General features: G+C 71.3%; 19 protein-coding genes. 9 read left to right on the top strand and 10 right to left on the bottom strand.

All coding sequences use genetic code 11. The annotated features are described in order from the left end of the window. Window positions 1-18 precede the first annotated feature (18 nt). Entirely contained in the window at window positions 19-234 is a 216-nt protein-coding gene (locus tag ACZ6TI_RS33490; RefSeq protein WP_465349201.1) for a hypothetical protein, read from the top strand. 117 nt (window positions 235-351) lie between these two features. On the opposite strand, the gene ACZ6TI_RS33485 is transcribed toward ACZ6TI_RS33490, so the two are convergent. Then, entirely contained in the window at window positions 352-942 is a 591-nt protein-coding gene (locus ACZ6TI_RS33485) for an NADPH-dependent F420 reductase (protein ID WP_465349200.1), read from the bottom strand. An 83-nt stretch (window positions 943-1,025) separates the two neighbouring features. Between ACZ6TI_RS33485 and ACZ6TI_RS33480 the strand changes: the two genes are divergently transcribed. The 3 genes from ACZ6TI_RS33480 to ACZ6TI_RS33470 all read left to right on the top strand — a co-directional run bounded on the left by ACZ6TI_RS33480 (window position 1,026) and on the right by ACZ6TI_RS33470 (window position 4,642). Beyond that, window positions 1,026-1,493 (top strand): MarR family winged helix-turn-helix transcriptional regulator, encoded by a 468-nt coding sequence (locus ACZ6TI_RS33480; RefSeq protein WP_465349199.1) that lies wholly within the window; start codon window positions 1,026-1,028, stop codon window positions 1,491-1,493. Further along, a complete protein-coding gene (locus tag ACZ6TI_RS33475; RefSeq protein ID WP_465349198.1) occupies window positions 1,486-2,139 on the top strand; it encodes an alpha/beta hydrolase-fold protein in 654 nt (217 codons plus the stop codon). The genes ACZ6TI_RS33480 and ACZ6TI_RS33475 overlap by 8 nt, the downstream gene beginning before the upstream one ends. 103 nt (window positions 2,140-2,242) lie before the next feature. After that, window positions 2,243-4,642, top strand: a complete 2,400-nt coding sequence (locus ACZ6TI_RS33470; RefSeq protein ID WP_465349197.1) for a transglycosylase domain-containing protein — start codon at window positions 2,243-2,245, stop codon at window positions 4,640-4,642. A 115-nt stretch (window positions 4,643-4,757) separates the two neighbouring features. Here ACZ6TI_RS33470 and ACZ6TI_RS33465 read toward each other — a convergent pair whose 3' ends face one another. Together ACZ6TI_RS33465 and ACZ6TI_RS33460 are read right to left on the bottom strand one after the other, a co-directional pair. Beyond that, window positions 4,758-5,477: a YdcF family protein gene (locus ACZ6TI_RS33465; RefSeq protein WP_465349196.1), complete on the bottom strand. Its 720-nt coding sequence runs from the start codon at window positions 5,475-5,477 to the stop codon at window positions 4,758-4,760. Further along, window positions 5,477-6,451, bottom strand: coding sequence for a DUF4034 domain-containing protein (locus tag ACZ6TI_RS33460; protein ID WP_465349195.1), 975 nt, complete (start codon window positions 6,449-6,451; stop codon window positions 5,477-5,479). The genes ACZ6TI_RS33465 and ACZ6TI_RS33460 overlap by 1 nt, the downstream gene beginning before the upstream one ends. A gap of 63 nt (window positions 6,452-6,514) precedes the next feature. On the opposite strand from ACZ6TI_RS33460, the gene ACZ6TI_RS33455 reads away from it, so the two are divergent. Further along, complete coding sequence (locus tag ACZ6TI_RS33455) at window positions 6,515-7,093, top strand: phosphoesterase PA-phosphatase (protein ID WP_465349194.1); 579 nt, start codon at window positions 6,515-6,517, stop codon at window positions 7,091-7,093. On the opposite strand, the gene ACZ6TI_RS33450 is transcribed toward ACZ6TI_RS33455, so the two are convergent. From ACZ6TI_RS33450 to ACZ6TI_RS33425, 6 genes are read right to left on the bottom strand one after another with little or no spacing between them, the layout of a single operon-like run. Then, on the bottom strand, window positions 7,085-7,825 hold the full coding sequence (locus ACZ6TI_RS33450; protein WP_465349193.1) for a hypothetical protein: 741 nt from the start codon (window positions 7,823-7,825) through the stop codon (window positions 7,085-7,087). The two genes, ACZ6TI_RS33455 and ACZ6TI_RS33450, sit on opposite strands and share 9 nt — an antisense overlap. Next, window positions 7,822-8,142, bottom strand: coding sequence for a hypothetical protein (locus tag ACZ6TI_RS33445; RefSeq protein ID WP_465349192.1), 321 nt, complete (start codon window positions 8,140-8,142; stop codon window positions 7,822-7,824). Before ACZ6TI_RS33445 ends, ACZ6TI_RS33450 begins: the two co-directional genes overlap by 4 nt. Window positions 8,143-8,151: 9 nt before the next feature. Next, window positions 8,152-9,348 (bottom strand): L-2-hydroxyglutarate oxidase, encoded by a 1,197-nt coding sequence (gene lhgO / locus ACZ6TI_RS33440; protein ID WP_465349191.1) that lies wholly within the window; start codon window positions 9,346-9,348, stop codon window positions 8,152-8,154. A 40-nt stretch (window positions 9,349-9,388) separates the two neighbouring features. Next, the gene (locus tag ACZ6TI_RS33435; RefSeq protein ID WP_465349190.1) at window positions 9,389-10,315 is read right to left on the bottom strand and encodes a hypothetical protein; all 927 of its coding nucleotides are present in this window, start codon (window positions 10,313-10,315) and stop codon (window positions 9,389-9,391) included. Window positions 10,316-10,317: 2 nt separating this feature from the next. Then, a complete protein-coding gene (locus ACZ6TI_RS33430) occupies window positions 10,318-10,689 on the bottom strand; it encodes a VOC family protein (protein WP_465349189.1) in 372 nt (123 codons plus the stop codon). Between the two features lie 4 nt (window positions 10,690-10,693). Beyond that, window positions 10,694-11,128, bottom strand: coding sequence for a MarR family winged helix-turn-helix transcriptional regulator (locus tag ACZ6TI_RS33425; RefSeq protein WP_465349188.1), 435 nt, complete (start codon window positions 11,126-11,128; stop codon window positions 10,694-10,696). A gap of 76 nt (window positions 11,129-11,204) precedes the next feature. On the opposite strand from ACZ6TI_RS33425, the gene ACZ6TI_RS33420 reads away from it, so the two are divergent. The 3 genes from ACZ6TI_RS33420 to ACZ6TI_RS33410 are packed head-to-tail and all read left to right on the top strand — an operon-like array spanning window position 11,205 to window position 13,642. After that, window positions 11,205-11,942 (top strand): dienelactone hydrolase family protein, encoded by a 738-nt coding sequence (locus ACZ6TI_RS33420; RefSeq protein ID WP_465349187.1) that lies wholly within the window; start codon window positions 11,205-11,207, stop codon window positions 11,940-11,942. A gap of 9 nt (window positions 11,943-11,951) precedes the next feature. Further along, the gene (locus ACZ6TI_RS33415) at window positions 11,952-12,644 is read left to right on the top strand and encodes a 4-carboxy-4-hydroxy-2-oxoadipate aldolase/oxaloacetate decarboxylase (RefSeq protein WP_465349186.1); all 693 of its coding nucleotides are present in this window, start codon (window positions 11,952-11,954) and stop codon (window positions 12,642-12,644) included. Beyond that, window positions 12,641-13,642 (top strand): amidohydrolase family protein, encoded by a 1,002-nt coding sequence (locus ACZ6TI_RS33410; RefSeq protein WP_465349185.1) that lies wholly within the window; start codon window positions 12,641-12,643, stop codon window positions 13,640-13,642. Before ACZ6TI_RS33415 ends, ACZ6TI_RS33410 begins: the two co-directional genes overlap by 4 nt. A gap of 4 nt (window positions 13,643-13,646) precedes the next feature. On the opposite strand, the gene ACZ6TI_RS33405 is transcribed toward ACZ6TI_RS33410, so the two are convergent. Continuing rightward, window positions 13,647-14,129 carry a MarR family winged helix-turn-helix transcriptional regulator gene (locus tag ACZ6TI_RS33405; RefSeq protein WP_465349229.1) on the bottom strand — a complete coding sequence of 161 codons (483 nt, stop codon included), beginning with the start codon at window positions 14,127-14,129 and terminating at the stop codon, window positions 13,647-13,649. A gap of 86 nt (window positions 14,130-14,215) precedes the next feature. On the opposite strand from ACZ6TI_RS33405, the gene ACZ6TI_RS33400 reads away from it, so the two are divergent. Continuing rightward, on the top strand, window positions 14,216-14,674 hold the full coding sequence (locus ACZ6TI_RS33400) for a nitroreductase/quinone reductase family protein (RefSeq protein WP_465349184.1): 459 nt from the start codon (window positions 14,216-14,218) through the stop codon (window positions 14,672-14,674). The last annotated feature ends 51 nt before the right edge of the window (window positions 14,675-14,725 follow it).

Below are 14,725 nucleotides of genomic sequence, written 5' to 3'. Positions count from 1 at the left end.
CCCCGCGAGGGAGAAACGATGAGACGGACGTTCTTTCCGCTGGCCGGACTCGCGGCGGGCGCAGTGAGCGGCGGTCTTTGGGGCTGGTTCGGCGGCGACTACGAGGCCGTCGACTCGGCGATCGGCACCGGCTTCCTCGGCGCCCTCGCCGGGCTGCTCATCGGCACGCTGATCGGCGCGGCGGCCGCCCGCAGACATCGCCACTTCGGCCGCCGGTCCGACAATTCTCTCTGAGCCGCTGGTCGGTTGCGATCCGCGGGGCGAGAGCGCTGACCGCCGCCGTGTGGCCGCCGGCATTCGCCACGGCGTACCCGATGGTGGTGTTGCGGTTTGGACCACGACCTTGGCGCTTTACAGCGGCAGCTCGATGAGGTTGCGCAGGACCAGGGCGTTCGGGGCCTCGATCAAGCGGCCGCCCTCGTCGATCCGGCCCAGTTGCACCGCGGCCAGCCCCAGCTCGCGGACGAGCGCTGCGATCCGCTCACCGGCCTCCGGCGCGTCCGACGCGATGAAGATCACTCGCCGGCCGGCGGAGGGCTCGGCAGCCAGGGTGCCGGCCGGCAGCTGGTTGAAGGCCTTGACCACCTCGGCGCCGGGCAGCTTCTCGGCGGTGTAGTGCGCGGACAGCCGGTCCCGCAGCACCTCCGCCGAACCCGGCGCGTAGTGCGGGTTGGTCATGTCGACCACGATCTTGCCGGTCCAGTCCGGCAGCGACCCGCCGAACCGCTCGACCGCGGCGAACGGGATCGCCAGGAAGATCACTTCACTGCGCAACGCCTCCTCCACGGCCACCGCGTGGACACCCACACCGAGCGGGCCGACGGACTCCGGCCCGCGGGTGTTGGCGATGTCGACCTCGACGCCCGCTCGGGCGAACACCCGGGACAGGGCCGACCCGATGTTCCCGCCGCCGACGATCGCGTGCCGTGCCGATGCAGTCATGACCGCCTCCATTTGGTTAACATGTGAACCACAGGCTAGACAGGCATTGGTTCACACGTCAACCAAGCGGTAGCGTGACGGTCATGACGCGGTGGCTGGACGAGCAGGAGGAACGCGCCTGGCGCAGCCTGATGACGATGCAGGACGGCGTCGCGGAGTTCATCGAGCGGCAGCTCCGCACCCGGTGCGGCATCTCCGGCGCCGACTACAAGGTGCTCGCGCATCTCTCCGAGGCGCCCGAGGGCCGGCTCCGGTCGTTCGCGCTCGGCGAACTGCTGCGCTGGGACAAGAGCCGCCTGTCCCAGCACCTGAGCCGCATGCAGAACCGCGGCCTGGTGACCCGCGAGCGGTGCCCGACCGACCAGCGCAGCGCGGTCATCGCCATCACCCCGAAAGGCGGCGAGCTGATCAGCGCCGCCGCGCCGCGGCACGTCGCCGACGTCCGCGACGTGCTCATCGACCACCTCACCGCGGACGAGCTGCGAACGCTCACCACCATCGGCGACAAGGTCCGCGACCGCCTGGCCGCGCTGGAGTCCGGCCATGGATGACCCGATCGCCGGAGAGCTGGTCACCGAGACGTTCGACTACGACGGCGGCCGGCAGGTGACGGTCTACGTCCCGCCGGAACCGGCCGAGTCGATCGTGTTCGCCGCCGACGGCCACACGGTCTCACGGTGGGGCGGCCAGGTCGCCGGAGCGGCCACGATGATCGTCGGGGTGCACGGTTCGGCCGACGAGACGTTGCGCCTCCACGAATACTCACCGGTCTTCGACGCGGACCGGTTCGCCGCGCACGAGCGGTTCTTCGTCGGCGAGGCCCGCCGATGGGCCCGGTCGCGGTTCGGCGTCATACTGCCCGCCGAGCGCACCGCCGTGTTCGGCGCGTCGGCCGGCGGGGAGCTCGCGATCGCGCTCGGGCTCCGGCATCCGGAGATCTACGGCGCGATCCTCTCCGGCTCCCCGGGCGCCGGCTACCAGCCGGCCGGCGACCTGCCGAGCCGCCTGCCGCGCACCTACCTGGTCGCCGGCCGGCAGGAGCAGTTCTTCCTCGACAACGCGACCCGATGGGCGGTCGCGCTGCGCGACGCGGGCGCCGAGGTCGTGCTGAGCGAGCGTGCCGGGTCTCACGGGCCCGCCCTGTGGCGAGCGGAGTTCCCGCTGATGACGGCCTGGGCGTTCGCACACCGTCCGTAGATCAAGCACTCACGCAGCGCTGGCCGGCAGAAGTCGTCTCGGGCGGGCTTTGCGCACACCCGATACCCTCCGCCAGTTACCGCCTGTCCATTTTGAGGGATCGATGCGCCGACCTGACCGCAAGTTCTTTGCCAATGCCGGGATCCTCCTGCTCTGCGGGCTGCTCTCCGGTCTCGTGGTGGCGGCGGCCGCGTTCCCCGCCGTGGCCATGTCGGGCCTCGCGGCCAAGGCCGGCGGCGAGTCCTTCGCCGCCCTGCCCAGCGAGCTCAAGCACGTCACCGCGCCGCAGCTGAGCCGCATGGTGGCGGCCGACGGCAAGACCGAGATCGCGGTCTTCTGGGAGGAGTTCCGCAGCGACGTGCCGCTCAAGGACATCTCGCCGAACATGCTCAACGCGATCGTCGCGGCCGAGGACCACAAGTTCTACGAGCACAACGGCGTCGACGTGAAGGGCATCGCCCGGGCGTTCGTCAGCAACAACAGCGGCTCCAACGACGGTCAGCAGGGCGCATCCACGCTGACCATGCAGTACGTGCGCATGTCACTGTCCTATTCGGCGCACAGCCCGCAGGAAGTGATCGACGCCACCACGGACACCAAGCAGCGCAAGATCGCCGAGATGAAATACGCGATGCAGGTGGAGAAGGAGATGTCCAAGCAGCAGATCCTGCAGGGCTATCTCAACCAGGCGCCGTTCGGCAACGGGGCCTACGGCATCGCGGCGGCCGCCCAGGTCTACTTCCAGAAGCGGCCGAAGGACCTCACCGTGCCGGAGTCGGCGCTGCTGGCCGGCATGGTCAAGTCGCCGTCCGGCTTCGACCCGACCACCGCCCAGGGCTACCCCAAGGCACTGGCCCGGCGCGACTGGGTGATCGGCAACATGCGCGATCTCGCCTTCATCACGCCGCAGCAGGCCACCGACGCGCTCAAGGTCAAGCTCGGGCACACCGCGAAGCGCAGCGGCAACGGCTGCGCGGCGGTGAAGACGAACAGCTGGGGCTTCTTCTGCGACTACTTCTACCGCTGGTGGATGAGCCGCGAGGAGTTCGGCAAGACCCCGTTCGAGCGGGAGCGCCGGCTGAAGAGCGGCGGCTACCGCATCCAGGCGTCGATGGACGTGGCGGCGACGAAGGCGGCCAGCAAGAACATCGCGGCGAAGATCGGCGTGAACGACCGCGACGCGCTGCTGCTCGCGGGCATCGAGCCGGGCACCGGCCGGGTCCGCGCGCTCGCCGCCAACCGGCGGTTCAAGATCGATGATGCCGTCGACCCGCAGAACAAGATGTCGTCCGATCCCAAGAAGGCCAGGAAGGGGCTGCGCGGCACCTATCCGAACACCACCAACCCGCTGCTGAGCGGCGGTGGCGACATCACCGGTTACCAGGCCGGTTCGGTGTTCAAGATGTTCACCATGGTGGCGGCGCTGGAAAACGGGCTGCCGCTCGCGTACCCGATCAACACCACCTACCGGTACAAATCACCGCTCTATCGCGACGGTGGCGCGCCGGCCGAGTGCGGCGGGCACTACTGCCCGACCAACGCGTCGCAGAGCGAGAAGGGCCCGTACAACATGTGGACGGGCTTCGGGGCCTCGGTGAACACCTACTTCGTGCCGCTGGAGGAGCGCGTCGGCGCGGAGAAGGTGGTGGACGCGGCCCGGCGCTTCGGCGTGCAGTTCCGCGACCCGCACGACCAGGATCTCGCCACGAACTCCGCGCACGACTGGGGTTCCTTCACCCTCGGCGTCTCCTCGTCCACACCGCTGGACATGGCCAACGCCTATGCCACGCTGGCCGCGGACGGCAAATATTGCGAGCCGACCCCGGTGCTGCAGATCACCACGCTGCAGAAGGAGAAGCTCGGCATCGGCAACCCGTCCTGCGAGAAGGCGACCGAGACCGACGTGGCCCGTGCGGCGCTCGACGCGGCCCGCTGCCCGGTCGGCGACCAGGCCCAGCTCGGTTCCTGCGGCGGTCACCAGACGGCCGGTGACGCCCGCGGCATCGTGAACCATCCGATCTTCGGCAAGACCGGCACCACCGACAGCGACAAGACGGCGTCCCTGATCGTCGGCACGACGTCGATGGTGGTGGCGGGTTATCTGGTGAATCCGGACTACCAGAACCACCCCTACAAGATGCGGCACGACATCGTGAACCCGGCGGTGGAGAAGACGCTGCGCGACATCATGAAGGGCAAACCCAAGACCCAGTTCAAGAAGCCCAAGGGTACGAAGATCGCGCTCGGCGAGCAGCAGTCCATCCCCGGCATCAAGTGCGGAAGCGTCGAGGAGGCGAAGAGCCGCCTGGAGAGCGCGGGCTTCACCGCCTCGGTGGGCACCGAGGTCGACTCCGACTGCCCGAAGGGCCAGGCCGCGGGCACCGAGCCATCCGGCCGCACGGTGAAGGGCGGCTTCGTCACCATCCAGGTGAGCAAGGGCAAGGCCCCGGACGCCCCGAACGCCAACCCGTCCGGCCCGCCCGGCTTCGGCCCCGGCGACTGACCCTGGCCGGGCCCCGCCAGGCCCGGCCAGGCCCGGCCAGGCCCGGCCAGGCACGGCAAGGACGCCGCCGGACCAACTCCGGCCGGCGGCGCGTGGTCAGCCGGCCCAGCGCGGGTCAGCCGGCCCAGCGCGGGTCGGCCGCCCGGGGTGTGAAGGTCTCGCGCAGGTGGTGGTGGGCCCGGTGCACCGCAGGGGGGACGTCGACGTGGGCGATGAAACCGCGGCCGGCGGGTCCGTACCCGTGTTCGTCGTCGGTCAGGCGCGGCACCTCGCCCAACAGCAGGGACACGTAGTGGTCGAGGGGCCACATGCCGGTCGGCGGGTCGACGTATTCCAACGCCTCGGTGACGAGCGTCCGGTGGGACGCGTAGTTGCGGATGCTGGTCCCCGGTGGGGCGTGCAGGCGGAAGCCCGCGTCCATCCTGCGCTGCATGGTCGCGTCCTGGACGAGCAGCAACCGGTCGTGCGGGACCCGCGCCGACCGCAGCACGGCGAGCGCGTTCGTGACGTTGTTCCCGCAGTTGGTGGACCGCTCCTCCAGCAGGTCGACCGTCAGGCCGTGCCGCTCCCGCAGATAGCGGGCGAACATCGCCGCCTCGCTCAGCGAAGCCGAATCGGGCCAGGGCAACTGCGCGCGCAACGCCTCGGTCGTGTGGCCCTCGCCGCCGACGACCAGGTAACGCGAAGCGGCTCCGGCGCGCATGGCCTCGGCGAAGACGTCGGCGCCGCCCAGCACACTCCCGCCGAACAGGATCGCCACGTCCGCCGTCGGCAACGGCTCGTCGCGGAGCGCGCAGAACCGCACCAGCGTGTTGATGCTCTCCGCGATGGACATCAGCCGCCGCGGTTCGTGTGCACCCAGTCGCGCGACGACGTGTATTTCTCCATCGGGTCGCCGAGCATCATCCACGGCCACGGGGTGACCAGCCCGTCGAGCAGCGCGAACGCGCGCCAGGCCGCGTCGAACTCGTCGGCCAGCTCGAACGCCATCGCGAAGGTCGACACCCGCGGCGCCCAGCCGGGGCCGGCCGGGATGTAGTCCGGGTGGAAGATCGAGTTCTCCGCCGCGGCGAGCAACTCGGCACCGACCTCGTCCGACACGATGTACGCGTTCGCCTCCTCCTGCGGCTCGGTCTGCAGCCAGTTCTCGATGTGGGCGACCGCCACCAGCTCGTGCAGCAGGCTGTTGGGTCCGGCGCCCGCCGCGGCGCCCCGGGCGAAGGCGAACATCTCCTCGCGGCTGCCGGACCACTTCGCGCACAGATATTGCAACCGCTGCTCGTGCGCCACGACATGCCCCGGGTGCAGCCGCGTCACCGCCTCGAAGCGGTCCAGCGCCTCCGCGTGCCCGATCTGCATGCCCCGGCCGCTGGTGACCAGCCAGGTCCACGCGGTGATGTTGTCCGGGTCCTGGTCGACCACCCGTTGCAGCAGGCGCTCGGCATAGGCCAGCCGCTCGTGGAAGGCCCGGAACTGCTCCTCGCTGGTGTATCGCGCCCGCTTGCCGCCCCGCGCTTGCCACGCCCAGTTGACCGCGTGGCAGCCGGCGACCAGCACCGGCAGCGTGGCGTCGGGCTCGGCGGCGATCCAGTCGGCGACCCACTCCTGGATGCCGTCGACCCCGGCCTCGAGCCCGGCCGCGCCCTCCATCAGGAAGGCGAACTCGTCCGGGTCCGCCGCCATGCCGAACAGCTCCGTGGCGAATTTCCAGTTCCGCTTCCGCAACGCCTGGATCAGGGCTTTCAGGTGCGGGTCGCCGAAGGTCGGATCGAGGTGCGGATCCTTCGGTCCCTTCTTACGTCCCAACATTGCGGCTGTCCCCCGTGCTCGGCTGTGTCGGCCGCGAGCTTAGATGATCGATAGGCTCCCGTGGTGGCCGCCAGAATCGCCCGCTGGGTGTCCGAGATCTTCGCGCCGGCCGTGCTGGTCGGCGCGCAACTCGTGGTGGTCGGCTGGCACGCCGGCGGCCAGGACGGCGTCTCGCGCTGGTGGGGCCTGCCGGGCGCGGTCTTCGCGGCCGCGATCCCGTTCGCCTACGTGCTGCGCGGCGTGCGCCAGGGCCGATACGCCAGCCACCACATCCCGGACCGCGAGCACCGCCGCCTGCCGCTGCTCTTCGGCATCGCCTCGCTGACCGTCGGCCTGGTCCTGCTGATCGTCCTGGGCGCACCCCGCGACGTGATCGCGGTGCTGATCGCGGGCGGCGCCGGCATCGCCGTCTTCGCGGTCGTGACCCACTGGTGGAAGATGTCCATCCACGCGGGCGTCGCGGCCGGCACGGTCGCCGTGCTGACCGCGGTCTTCGGCCCGTGGGCGCTGCTCGCGGCGCCGGCGGTGCCGCTGGTCGGCTGGTCCCGCGTCGTGCTGACCGCACACACCCGCGCCCAGGTCATCGCGGGCACCGTCGTCGGCGCCCTGATCGCCGCCACGGTCTTCCCGGCCCTACGCTGACGCGACCAGCACGACCCGGTCCAGCACCGGCTCGAATCCCAGCTCACGCATGCTGTCATCGTCGGCCGCCGTAAAGATCAGCACGTCCCGTGCCACCTCCGAGGCCGGGGCGCAGGCCGACACCAGCGCGGCTCGCCCGTGCGCCGGGTCGCCGGGCGCGTGGACCGCACTCAGCCGCGTCATCCCCGCCACGACGCGGCTGCGGCCGGCCATCGCCACCGGGACGCCGCCGGTCTCCCAGAGCGTGATGCCGCCGTACCGCAGCGGTTCGTCCACCACATAGGCCAGTTCGCTCGCATCCTCGGGATGGGCGGCCATCAGTTCGTCGTACCAGGAAACCAGCAGTGGCCGATCGGCCACAGTGGCCACCCGCGGGGTGCCGGGCGGCAGCGATGGCCGGCGCAGGCGGCCGAGCCGGTGCAACCGGATCCGCGACCCCTCGACCAGACCCCAGGCACGCGCCGCGACCTCGGCCAGCCGAGCGTCCACATCGACCGTCTTGATCTGCGGCAGCGCGGCGGCAAGCGCGGTCACCGCTTCCGGCGGCATCAGCGACAGCACCGGCGCGTGGCCCGGCGCCTGCAGAAAGGCCGCGCCGCCCGGAAAGGAACCGAACCGCCATCCCGCGGAGGGTGCGGCGGCGAAATAGGCGGTCTCGGTCAGCAGGACGGTGTTCTCGACGGGTGGGAGGTCCGGAAAACCGTCCGAAGAGGACGAGAAGACCCAGCTCACGACTCCTCGAACGGTTCGTCGCTCCAGCGCCACCAGGCCTCGTCGCCGTCGATGTGCAACAGGAACTCCGGCACCTCGGAGCCGTCCGGATCGCGCAGGGTCACCGTGCGGCGGATGTCGGCGTAGGCCGCCGCCCACCGGTCCCCCTCGTCGTCGATCGACGAGAGCAGGCGGACCTCCGCGTCGAAGAGCGGGCGGACGCCGGCGAACTCGGGACCGGGCTCCAGCCGCGCGTTGAGCCAGGGGAAGTCACCGCCGGTGACGACCAGGTCGGCGATGAGGCGCCCGTCGCGATGCAGGGTCCACTTGTCGGCCACGCCACGACTCTAGGCGAGATCGAGGACGTCGGCGACGTGCTCCGCGATGGCCATGCTGGAGGTGGCCGCCGGGGACGGCGCGTTGCGGACGGCGGTGACCGGGCCGAGGCGGTGGATGCGAAAGTCGTCGACCAGACCGCCGTCGCGGTCCAGCGCCTGGGCGCGTACGCCGGAGCCGGCCCGCACCACGTCGGCCGCCCCGATCTCCGGCACGTAGCGGCGGGCCGCCTTCATGTAGGCGCCCTTCGCCAGCGAGCCGCGGACCTCCCGCACACCGGTGCGCCAGTGTTTCGCGGCCATCCGCCAGGTGCCCGGCCAGGCGGCGATCCCGGCCAGATCGCGCACCGAGACGTCGCGCCGCCGGTAGCCCTCCCGGGCGGTGGCGAGCACCGCGTTCGGCCCCACCTCGAGCATCCCGGACACCCGCCGGGTGTAGTGCACGCCGAGGAACGGGTAGCGCGGGTCGGGCACCGGATAGATCAGCCCGCGGACCAGATCCGCCTTCTCGTCGCGGACCTTCATGTATTCGCCGCGGAACGGGACGATGCGCGGCGCCGCGGTGTCGCCGGCCAGCGCCGCCACCAGGTCGGAGTGGATGCCGGCGCAGACGATCAGCTCGTCCACCCGGAGCTGGTCGTGGTCGTTGCCCAGCGAGATCCCGGCGTCGGCGACCGTGACGGCACTGACCGGGAAGCCCAGCCGCACCTCGCCGCCGGCCGCCACGATGTCCTCGGCGAACGACTCGGCGATGCGGGTGAAGTCGGTGATCGCGGTCCGCGGCGAGTGCAGGGCGGCGAGCCCGGTGGCGTGCGGCTCGATCTCGCGGATCTCGGCCGGCCCGATCCGGCGCAGGCCGGGCACCAGGTTCGTGCCGGCCCGGGCGGCGAGCGCGTCGAGGCGCATCACCTCGTCCGCGGAGACCGCGACGACCAGTTTGCCGCACTCTTCATAGGGCAGCCCGCGGTCGGCGCAGTACTCCCGCAGCATCGCGCCGCCCCTGGTGCACAGCGTCGCCTTCAGGCTGCCCGGCTGGTAATAGATGCCGGCGTGCACCACCCCGGAGTTGTGCCCGGTCTGATGCGCGGCGACCCGGTTCTCCTTGTCGACCACCACCACCCGGGTGCCCGGCCGGCGCCGGGTGAGTTCGCGGCCGATGGCCAGACCGACGATGCCCGCCCCGACGATGCCGATGCTCCGATCCGCCATGCCCCGACTGTAGAAGCGCGCGGGCCCGGCGGCATGGGACTTACAGCTCGTTGCCCCAGCACATTCGAGCGATCGTCTCGACGTGGACGAGGTCGGCGACGGCCGGGAAGCCGGTGCTCGGGCTCACCGCCAGGTCCTCGAGGTCCTTGAGGCCGAACGCGACGTCCATCCGGTCCAGGATCGTGTCCACCTCTTCGAGGGCGGGCGCGGCCGGATCGACGATGCCGAGGCACACGTCCCGGTCGGCCGGCACCGCGCGCAACAGGTCCCGCTCGGCCGGGTTGCCCGAGGTCCAGGGCAGGAGCCAGCGGTCCACCGGCACGCCCGTGAAGAGCCGTTCGGCGGCCGCCCGGTCCACCGGCCCGGTGAGCGTGGTCGCCGGGCACAGCGCGATCCGGACATCGGCCGGCTTGTCGGTCAGCGTCACCGCGAGGCGGTCGACGGCGATCGCGTCGTCGAGCGTGAACCCGTGGGGTGCGGGGTCGAAGGCGGCCGGATTGTTCAGCTGCACATAGCGGACACCGCGGCCGATGATCTGCTCGATCTCGTCGTGAATGATCCGGGCCACCGCCTCGCCCAGCTCGCGGGCGCTGCGCCACGGTGAGCCGGCGTCCGGGTCGAAGCACTGTGCGGCCACGAAGGCCGGGGACGGCAGGGTCGCCTTGGCGGGCACCTGGGTCAGGGCGGCCACCGCGGCGACGTCGTCGGCCACCAGGGTGCGATGCGGCTTCAGGTCCTCGGCGGCGGTCCAGCGGTCTCCCGTACGGCGGAAACCGCCCACCGCGTCCACGACGGCGCTGAGCGGACCCGCCCGGCGGAACTCCCCGTCGGTGACCACCGACAACCCGAGCCGGCGCTGCGTGCGGACCACCTCGGCGATCGCCTGATCCATCGTCTCGGCACTGAGGCCCGGCGGCTTGCCGAGGCTGCCGTGGTGGTCGATGCGGAACTTGAAGGTGTCGGCCATGCTCAGGCGGGCCGGTTCCCGTGGAAGACCAACTCGATCATCGTGTGGTCGGGATCGTGGATGTAGCAGAACTTGGACTTGTTCTCCGGCCGCTCGATCGGTCGGGTGTGCCGGATGCCGAGCTCGGCGAGGTGCGCCAGGAAGCCGTCCCAGTCGTCCACCTCGATCGCGAAGTGGTAGGGCGCCATCCGGTCCATCTCCTCGACCGGCGTGAAGTGCAGATCGAAGTTGCCGCGGGTCATCAGCACGACCTTGGTATTGCTCTTCGGCGTGATCGCCTTGAGCCCGAAGACCTTCGCGTACCACTCCTTCGTGCGCTCGGGGTCGGTGGTCGGGAAGTTCACGTGGTGGATGTAGCGCGGCTTGTTGCTCATCGGGTCAGGCCTCCAGGCGCTCACGTAGACGGTTCAGGGCCGGCAGCGCGGCGACGAGCTTGGCCCGGTCGTCGTCCGGCAGGTCCGCCATCGCCCGGCCGAGCACCTCGACCCGCCCGCGGCTGAACGCCTCGAGCACCTTGCGGGCGCGGTCGGTGGGCAGCAGCAGCACCGACCGGCCGTCGGTCTGCGACGGGCGCCGCTCCAGGAACTGCTCGGCGACCAGGTCGCGCACCAGGTTGCTGACGGTGGGCCGGGCCAGGTGCAGGTCGTCGGCGAGCTGGGCGGGCGAGAGCGGGCCGGCCGCGATCAGCCGCTGCAACAGCTGCGCCTGCGCCTCGGGCAGGGTGGGCAGCTGCTCGGCCGACCGGGTGGCCCGGACCAGCGCGCGCCACAGCGAGCGCAGCAGGCCGGAGAGCTGTTCCTCGGGAAGCGTCACAACGGACACGATATAGTTTTGCTACAAACACATCAAGGTTTTGTGACCAAACCAAATGGCGGTTAGGGTGTGGATCATGTGCTTTCCGGACAGCGCCAAACCGCCCGCGCCCCCGATCAGCGGACCCGTCGGTGCGCACGGCCGCATGGTCCTCACGTCGGCCGACGGCACCCGGGTCGGGGCCTATCACGCGAGTCCGGCGGAGGCGGCCGGCCAAGCCCTGGTGATCCTGCCGGACGCCCGCGGCCTGCATCCCTTCTATCACCAGCTGGCGATCCGCTGGGCCGAGGCGGGCCGGCACGCGCTGGCGATCGACTACTACGCGCGCACCGCCGGCATCGGCGACCGCGGCGAGGACTTCCCCTATCGCGAGCACATCCGGCCGGACCTCGCCGCCACGGTCGCCCAGGACGCCTCGGCGGGCATCGCGTGGCTGCGCGCGAACACGGCCGCCACGTCGGTGTTCGTGCTCGGCTTCTGCATCGGGGGCGCGTATTCCTGGCGGCAGACCGCGCACGGCGACGACCTGGCCGGCGCGATCGGCTTCTACGGCATCCCGTCGCAGGCCGCCGACATCACCCATCGGGTCGCGGCGCCGCTGCTGATGCTCGCCGCCGGGCAGGACTTCACGCCGCTGCCGGAGACCAAGGCGTTCGCCGCGGCGGTGCACGACCAGACCGGCGTCGAGGTCGACCTGCACGTTTATCCGGACGCGCCGCACAGCTTCTTCGATCAGGCCTTCGACCGGCATCGCGACGACTGCGCCGACGCCTGGGCGCGGCAGCTCTCCTTTATGGACCGCGTTCTTCGCTAGGCTCGGGTGATGCGGACCGTCGTGGTGACAGACCCACCCCGCGCGGACCGGGCGGACGCCGAGGCGCTCGGCAGGTGCGGCGTGGCCACCGTGCACGAGGCGCAGGGCCGCACCGGCTGCCTCGGCCCCGAGTTCCGGCCGGCCTGGCCCGGTGCGAGCATCGGCGGCACCGCCGTCACCGTGCTCTGCTGGCCCGGCGACAACCTGATGATCCACGTCGCGGTCGAGCAGTGCCGGCCCGGCGACGTCCTGGTCGTGGCCACCAACTCGCCCTCGACCGACGGGCTGTTCGGCGAGCTGTTCGCGGTCTCGCTGGCCCATCGCGGCGTGCTCGGCGCGGTGCTCGGCACCGGCGTGCGCGATGTCGCGGCGCTGCGCGAGATGGGCTTCCCGGTGTGGTCGCGGGCGGTGCACGCGCAGGGATCGGTGAAGGAGACGCCCGGCTCGGTGAACGTGCCGATCGTGCTGGGCGGACAGCTGATCCGGCCCGGCGACGTGGTGGTGGCCGACGACGACGGCGTGGCCGTGGTGCCGCGCCACACGGCGCCGGCGGCGCTCGATGCGGCCCGCGCCCGGGTGGCGAAGGAGGACGAGACCCGCGCGGCCTTCCGCCGCGGTGAGCTCGGCCTCGACCGGTACGGGATGCGCGAGCGCCTGCCCGGCCTGGGCATCGAGTACGTCCCCTACGCCGAACCGTCATGATCATCGACTGCCACGGCCACTACACGACCGCACCGGCAGCGCACACCGACTGGCGGGCACGACAGCTCAGCTCCAAGACCCCGCCGCCCTATCCACTGCTCTCCGACGACGACATCCGCCGGTCGATCGCCGAGGGGCAGCTGCGACTGATGGACGAGCGCGGCATCGACCTGACCATCTTCTCGCCGCGCGCCTCCGCGATGGGCCACCACCAGGGCGACGAGTCGGTCAGCGCGCGCTGGGCGACCGTGTCGAACGACCTGATCGCCCGGGTGGTGTCGCTGTTCCCCGGCCGGTTCGCCGGGGTGTGCCAGCTGCCGCAGTCCCCCGGCGTGCCGATCGAGCGGTCGATCCCCGAGCTGCGCCGATGCGTGCTCGACCTGGGCTTCGCCGGCTGCAACCTGAACCCCGACCCGAGCGGCGGCCACTGGACCTCGCCGCCGCTCACCGACCGCGCCTGGTACCCGTTCTACGAGGCGATGTGCGAGCTGGACGTGCCGGCCATGGTGCACGTGTCCGCGGTGACGAACCCGAACTTCCACGCCACCGGCTCGCACTACCTGAACGCCGACACGACCGCCTTCATGCAGCTGCTGCAGGCGGACCTGTTCCGCGACTTCCCCACCCTGCGCCTGGTGATCCCGCACGGCGGCGGCGCGGTGCCCTATCACTGGGGCCGGTTCCGCGGCCTGGCCGACATGCTGCGGCGGCCGCCGCTGGAGGAGACGGTGCTGGGCAACGTCTTCTTCGACACCTGCGTCTATCACCAGCCCGGCATCGACCTCCTCTTCGCGGTCATCGACCACCGGAACATCCTGTTCGGCTCCGAGATGATCGGCGCGGTGCGCGGCATCGACCCGCAGACCGGCTTCCCGTTCGACGACACCCGCCGCTATGTGGAGGCTCTGGGACTGCCGGCGTCCTCCGCGGCCGCCGTCTACGAGCACAACGCCCGTCGCGTCTACCCCCGCCTCCCCGCGGGTCGGCCGATGCGCTGAGGCCCTAATCAGCTCGCATCGGGTCGGGGCACGTCCGGCCGCGGTGGCAGGCGCCGCCGAAGATGTCCGGGACGTCCTCGGTGGTGAGGATCGCGCCGGCGATGCGCTCGAACGCCCGCCGATCGGCCGCGGGCAGGTGGGCGGCGACGTCGTCCAGCCGGTGCGAGACGTCGGCGTAGAAAGCCTCGATCAGCTGCTTGCCCGGCGGCGTGAGGGTCAGGATCACCGCGCGCCGGTCGGCCGGGGTGGACTCGCGGATCAGCAGACCTCGGCGCTCGACGCGGTCGACCAGGCCGGTCAGGCCGGGTCGCTCCAGACCCAGCATCCGGGTCAGCTCCGTCATGCCGCGCGGCTGGTCCTTGATGACGCACATCAGCTGGGCCTGCGCCGCGCTCAGGTCGTGCTCCGCGCAGGCCCGCGCATAGAGCCGCTGCACCAGGAACGACAGCCGCACCAGGGCGGCCGGGATGCCCTGGGCCTTCGTCATCTCCACGCCGTCAGATTACCTTGCGGAACTTCGCGCTGCGAACTAGATTAATTCGCGGCGCGAAGTTTCAATCCGAGGAGGCGCACATGGCGTTCGATACCCGCCGGGGCACCAGGGGCGCACGCCAGCCCAAGGGTGCGCTGCTGATCTGGGCCAACCGGCTGATCACCCGCCGCATCCGCCGCAAGGGCCGCACGATGGGCATGAACGTGCTGATCCTGACCACCATCGGCCGCAAGAGCGGCGAGGAGCGCCGGAGCCCGGTCGCATGGTTCCCCGGGCCGGACGACAGCTGGCTGATCGTGGCGTCCGCGGGCGGCGCCCCCGGCAATCCGGCCTGGTACCACAACCTCGCGGCGAATCCCGACCGGGTCAGCGTCGAGTTGACCGGCGGCGTCATCCCGGTGACCGCGTCGCAGCTCGCCGGGGACGAACGGGCCGCGGCATGGCAGCAGATCACCGCCGCGTCGCCGCGCTTCGCGGAATGCCAGACCAAGACCGACCGCGAGCTCCCGGTGATCCGCCTGGACCGCCGACCCGGCTGAGGCCCGCTGCACCGAGGCGAGCCCGCTCAGGCCGGCCGCAGCGAGGCCAAC

It is taken from the genome of Actinoplanes sp. NPDC051388 (assembly GCF_055586225.1).
Note: the sequence above shows the minus strand (reverse complement) of the source record. Positions and strands in the feature narration are given on the sequence as shown.

What these genes read in the sequence shown, in the direction of transcription:
- ACZ6TI_RS33410 (WP_465349185.1), top strand. Translation starts at nt 12,641, where the DNA reads ATGATCATCGACTGCCACGGCCACTACACGACCGCACCGGCAGCGCAC.
- ACZ6TI_RS33435 (WP_465349190.1), bottom strand. Translation starts at nt 10,315, where the DNA reads ATGGCCGACACCTTCAAGTTCCGCATCGACCACCACGGCAGCCTCGGC.
- ACZ6TI_RS33475 (WP_465349198.1), top strand. Translation starts at nt 1,486, where the DNA reads ATGGATGACCCGATCGCCGGAGAGCTGGTCACCGAGACGTTCGACTAC.
- ACZ6TI_RS33405 (WP_465349229.1), bottom strand. Translation starts at nt 14,129, where the DNA reads ATGACGAAGGCCCAGGGCATCCCGGCCGCCCTGGTGCGGCTGTCGTTC.
- ACZ6TI_RS33400 (WP_465349184.1), top strand. Translation starts at nt 14,216, where the DNA reads ATGGCGTTCGATACCCGCCGGGGCACCAGGGGCGCACGCCAGCCCAAG.
- lhgO (WP_465349191.1), bottom strand. Translation starts at nt 9,348, where the DNA reads ATGGCGGATCGGAGCATCGGCATCGTCGGGGCGGGCATCGTCGGTCTG.
- ACZ6TI_RS33465 (WP_465349196.1), bottom strand. Translation starts at nt 5,477, where the DNA reads ATGTCCATCGCGGAGAGCATCAACACGCTGGTGCGGTTCTGCGCGCTC.
- ACZ6TI_RS33415 (WP_465349186.1), top strand. Translation starts at nt 11,952, where the DNA reads ATGCGGACCGTCGTGGTGACAGACCCACCCCGCGCGGACCGGGCGGAC.
- ACZ6TI_RS33490 (WP_465349201.1), top strand. Translation starts at nt 19, where the DNA reads ATGAGACGGACGTTCTTTCCGCTGGCCGGACTCGCGGCGGGCGCAGTG.
- ACZ6TI_RS33480 (WP_465349199.1), top strand. Translation starts at nt 1,026, where the DNA reads ATGACGCGGTGGCTGGACGAGCAGGAGGAACGCGCCTGGCGCAGCCTG.
- ACZ6TI_RS33485 (WP_465349200.1), bottom strand. Translation starts at nt 942, where the DNA reads ATGACTGCATCGGCACGGCACGCGATCGTCGGCGGCGGGAACATCGGG.
- ACZ6TI_RS33420 (WP_465349187.1), top strand. Translation starts at nt 11,205, where the DNA reads ATGTGCTTTCCGGACAGCGCCAAACCGCCCGCGCCCCCGATCAGCGGA.
- ACZ6TI_RS33470 (WP_465349197.1), top strand. Translation starts at nt 2,243, where the DNA reads ATGCGCCGACCTGACCGCAAGTTCTTTGCCAATGCCGGGATCCTCCTG.
- ACZ6TI_RS33460 (WP_465349195.1), bottom strand. Translation starts at nt 6,451, where the DNA reads ATGTTGGGACGTAAGAAGGGACCGAAGGATCCGCACCTCGATCCGACC.
- ACZ6TI_RS33430 (WP_465349189.1), bottom strand. Translation starts at nt 10,689, where the DNA reads ATGAGCAACAAGCCGCGCTACATCCACCACGTGAACTTCCCGACCACC.